Source organism: bacterium, from assembly GCA_040755795.1.
Lineage (GTDB): Bacteria > UBA9089 > CG2-30-40-21 > CG2-30-40-21 > SBAY01 > JBFLXS01.
This window is the reverse complement of the sequence record JBFLXS010000357.1, coordinates 1-4,268: the sequence shown is the minus strand read 5'-3', so window position 1 is coordinate 4,268 and position 4,268 is coordinate 1. Positions and strand designations below refer to the sequence as shown.

Annotated in this window: 7 protein-coding genes; all 7 read right to left on the bottom strand. The window is 36.0% G+C overall.

Going from position 1 to position 4,268, the window contains the following annotated elements:
* Positions 1 to 685 precede the first annotated feature (685 nt).
* The gene (gene cas4, locus AB1414_16520) at positions 686 to 1,213 is read right to left on the bottom strand and encodes a CRISPR-associated protein Cas4 (protein ID MEW6609023.1); all 528 of its coding nucleotides are present in this window, start codon (positions 1,211 to 1,213) and stop codon (positions 686 to 688) included.
* Positions 1,179 to 1,400, bottom strand: a complete 222-nt coding sequence (locus AB1414_16515) for a hypothetical protein (protein MEW6609022.1) — start codon at positions 1,398 to 1,400, stop codon at positions 1,179 to 1,181. Before AB1414_16515 ends, cas4 begins: the two co-directional genes overlap by 35 nt.
* Complete coding sequence (locus AB1414_16510; GenBank protein ID MEW6609021.1) at positions 1,397 to 1,870, bottom strand: type II toxin-antitoxin system VapC family toxin; 474 nt, start codon at positions 1,868 to 1,870, stop codon at positions 1,397 to 1,399. The genes AB1414_16515 and AB1414_16510 overlap by 4 nt, the downstream gene beginning before the upstream one ends.
* A gap of 166 nt (positions 1,871 to 2,036) precedes the next feature.
* Positions 2,037 to 3,077: a Fic family protein gene (locus AB1414_16505; GenBank protein ID MEW6609020.1), complete on the bottom strand. Its 1,041-nt coding sequence runs from the start codon at positions 3,075 to 3,077 to the stop codon at positions 2,037 to 2,039.
* A gap of 85 nt (positions 3,078 to 3,162) precedes the next feature.
* Positions 3,163 to 3,789 carry a nucleotidyl transferase AbiEii/AbiGii toxin family protein gene (locus AB1414_16500; protein ID MEW6609019.1) on the bottom strand — a complete coding sequence of 209 codons (627 nt, stop codon included), beginning with the start codon at positions 3,787 to 3,789 and terminating at the stop codon, positions 3,163 to 3,165.
* Positions 3,750 to 4,055, bottom strand: coding sequence for a hypothetical protein (locus AB1414_16495; protein ID MEW6609018.1), 306 nt, complete (start codon positions 4,053 to 4,055; stop codon positions 3,750 to 3,752). Before AB1414_16495 ends, AB1414_16500 begins: the two co-directional genes overlap by 40 nt.
* Positions 4,056 to 4,084: 29 nt before the next feature.
* Positions 4,085 to 4,268, bottom strand: a 184-nt coding sequence (locus AB1414_16490; protein MEW6609017.1) for a hypothetical protein, incomplete at its 5' end; no start/stop codon positions are given.

Sequence of the window (4,268 nt, the reverse complement as noted above, 5' to 3'; positions counted from 1 at the left end):
CACCTCCTCCTCTTGATGTCAACTAAGCAGATTACCTCTTTTTTGTCACTTTGGCATGTTTTATCACCCAAAACTCTCCCCAACCCACACCATAACTAAAAACCATTTGCAACACTCTCAGCGTTTTTTTAGGAAAGGGTAGTTGTAACTATTCAGCCACTGATTAACACGGATTAGCACGGATAAATACAGAGGTCAGAGGCGGGTTATCCCCCGCTGGCGGAGGTTGGGGGTAGGTAGTAGATGGTAGATGGTAGGTAGGAAAGCATACATACCACCTACCAGGTTGTCCCCCACTGGCAGAGAATCAAGAAGGATAGAAAATAGTAACCGTTCAGCCACAGAGGCATAGAGTTCACAGAGAATTAGAGAAATTAGCCACAAATGGACACGAATTAACCTGTGACATTCGATAAATGTAGTGCGAACCTTTAGGTTCGCTTTCCTGCTTGCCAGAAGCGAGGCTAAAGCCTCGCGCACTACAAATCTTTTTATTATTCGTGTTCATTCGTGGTTATATATTCCCTCTGTGTTCTCTGTGACTCTGTGGCTATATCCCTGAACGGTTACCTTTTTCGTACAATTCACACACAAATATTTTTGTAACAACAGTCAACACATTTATTGGGGTAAGGGGTCTTCTTTGGATAATAGCCCTTTATAATCACCTGAAAGATCTCCTCGATTATATCTTTAGTATCCACAAAATCTTCTGGTTTGTAAAGTATTTTTTTAAGGTATTACCACTTCGCACATAACAGATATAACCTTCGTTGACCGGCTTCTGATATATCTCTTTTATCAACATCGCATAAATTACCGATTGAATCTTATGTGTCTGAAATAGATAATTCTTAAACTCGGTATATTTATAATCAATGGGTGACATACTACCATCAGCCAGTGTCAATACCTCATCAACAATCCCACGCACCCGTAGTGTTGGCGAGGCTAAATAAACTAATATCTCTTTGCCAATACATCCTATCCTTTTACGCAAGTATTCTCTGTTTTCTTGCTCTCGTTTAGAATGTAGTTCCCTACCTTTTAGCACCTTATATCTTTGCTCTTCATGCTGGGGTATCTTTAAGCAATTCATAAAATAGGTAAAACGCGGGCAAAATAGATGCTCTATTACCTCAGATGGGGTTATCATTGGGGTAGATTCAGTATCCATATTAAATCCTATTGTCCGGGTTGGAGAATTTGACAATCGAATAGCTTCCATCTGAATTACTTATTAACTTCCCCTTTAATCTTTTTACCGCTTCCTCTATCCCTTCCTGATAATACTTCTGCTTTCCCTCAAAAGTTTTATCCTTAATATCCTTATATACTTCATCCTTCCATTCCCATACTTCAAGCAATGCCTTTGATATGGTTAATTCTTTCAATTTCATTTGTATATCACCTCCATAGGATTGGTTAAAATCAAAGGATAAAAATAGCCCTCTTTTTCATTGACTATTTTAACACTAAGCTGTTTCTGAATATTAGCCAGATGCTTAAAATTCCATGATAGAAGAATATCTATCTGATTACAAGTTGAAATAGCAATATGTTGAGCATCTTCCATTTTCTTGGCAGGTATAACCTTTTCTTTAATATAAATATTAGCCAGTTTATCAGATTCTTTATCTAATCTTAAAATTCTCAGAGGATACTTTTCAATTACCTTTAAGAGTTTCATCTTCTTTGCCTCATCTTTTGTTTCTTCAATTTCTCTAATTACAACATCAGAAATATAAACAATGTATTTTTTAACATACTTCTCAAAGAATTCTTTTGTAATCTTCTTAAATTCAGGCGCATCATCAGCAAAAAGAAAGTTTATCACCGATGTATCAAGGTATATTTTTAATTTTTTCATTCTACCATCCTTATTATACCAAATGTTATTTTTTTGTCAATTATTTTACACAAAATTCAAAAGAATTTTGCTAACAGCTCGTATGAACCGTAAGTGTTAATGACAAGCTGCATAATCCCTTCTTTTGCGTGCAATTTGCGTGCAATTTGCGTGCAAATTTTCACCATTAACCCTTTATCTTATATTTTATTGCCCTTCCTACTCCAGTTTTCTCAATAAAGCCTGATTTCTCTAATTGAGCAAGGTCGTAATTGGCTGTTCTTAATGAAACCTTAAACAATTCCACATATTTTACCCTTCCAATGAAAGGATTCTCTAAAAGATAGAGTAATACCCTCTTTTGTCTATCACTTAAATCTTTTCTGGATGCCCTTTCAATTATTATCTCCTTTTTTATAGCCAATTCACCCTTTTGTTTCACAGCAAGCATTTGATGTTTCAATCCTTGCGTGAAATATTCAAGCCAGACAGTCATATCCATATTTCTTTCTCTTACTGATTGAATAGCATCATAATATCTCCTTCTCTCTTTATCGTAATATTCAGATAGGGAAAAGAGCCTTTTTAAGTCATAGCCATTTTGATAAAGGATAAAGGTGCACAGAACCCGTGCAGTTCTTCCATTTCCATCAAGAAAAGGATGGATATGAACAAACTGGTATTGGCTAATCCCTGCTGTTAATATTGGTGATATGGCAGTCTCTTTATTCAACCAATCAACAAATTCTTCCATCAATTGATGAACATCAGAAGGTGGTGGTGGAGTATAAATAATATCTCCTGTTAATGAATTGACGACATAGTTTTGGACATTTCTGTAAGTTCCTGGTTTTGCTATTCCACCCCTGACATCTTTGACCAAAATTCTATGTATTTCTTTAATCAAATCCTCTGTTATTTCTGATTTTTTACCCAAATACTCTGAAACAAAATCCATTGCCTTTTTATAATTCAGGAGTTCTCTTTTATCATCAGGATTTATTTTTCTAACAGGTTGCCCTGTAAGGATTTTTTGAGCCTGGGATAGTGTCAGTTGAGTGCCTTCAATATGAGTAGAATGATGTGCTTCAAGGATAAGAGCCTCACTCTGCATATCCTTTATCCATTCTTCCTTCAACTTAGCCGCATCCAAAAATCCCCTTGCCCTCTCAATCTCAAGGAGAGAATTGTTTATTTGGTTAGTGATTGTAAAATTTGGTTTAAACATAATTTTTTATAACCGTCCCAAACCCTCTTGAGACTGATTTACCAATGCCCCAGTAATCCGGGATTTCAAAGTTTATAAAGGGGGTTTACTCCATAAGATTTTTTTCAAATTGCTTAATATTCCCTTCAAAAAATTTCTTTATTACATCCCATTGCCAATGTTTAGATTCCGCAGTAAGTATTGGTAGTGGGTCTTCCTCTGCATCCTCAAAAAAAGTAAGGCTCTTTAAAACATGATACATATTAATACCTGAGGAGGCGAATCTTGCCTTAAAAATCTGGCATGCATCATCTATAGATAATTTGATTTGTAAAACAGCATAGAGGTCATAAAAGTCCTTTTTTGTTCCTCTCTGAGATATAGCCTTAAATTTTTCCGCGGTTATATCTTTCCAGTCAGCAAGGTTAAGTCCCCGCCATAAAATTGTGGGATAGGTAAGAGGTAGGGGATAAAAAAGAAATGAGAGTTTGACCTTTTTGAGTTCACAATGAATAGTTCCTGTTCTAACCAGCAAGGTTTTGTCAGGTTGAATATTTTCCAGAACAATGTCTGTATTGAAGAGCGTGGGTGAGAAGAAATCCAGATCTATTGATTTTCTATGTCCAAGTTGGAGTGCAAGATCTGTTCCACCGGCTAAGTAAAAATCATTGAGTTTGGATGAAATATTATCAATTAACTCAAGTCCGTTTTCGGGTAATACATTTTCAAACATGTTATCTCCTCCGTCGGGATATTGAAATAAACCGCCCAGAATTTTGCAGTTTGAGGCATCAATCCCCGTCTTTTTTTAATAACCTCGATAAGTTTTTCATCCGGATACAGGGTTCTTAATATTTTAATGTCTTTCTCATCACCAAAGTCTAGTACTCGGCTAATAATATAACCTGCATTTTTCTCAATGTCTATATCCTCTGTATCCCAGAATAGAACTGGATTAAAAATTGCCTTTGGATTAGTTTCCATCATTCGTTTTTTCATTCTTTCTCTCCTCTTTGTCTGTTTCTGCCTTACCACCGTTCCAAACCCACGCGATACGGATTTCCCAATCCCCCAGTAATCCGGAATCTCTGGACTTTCGTAAATTTTATGCTACTTCTAAAGTTCTCTTTATCCTTATCAATCTGTTTATTTTGCTCAAAGATGGCAAAATTAGGCTCAAAAGCCTGATGATTTTTTTGCAACTTATCCTTT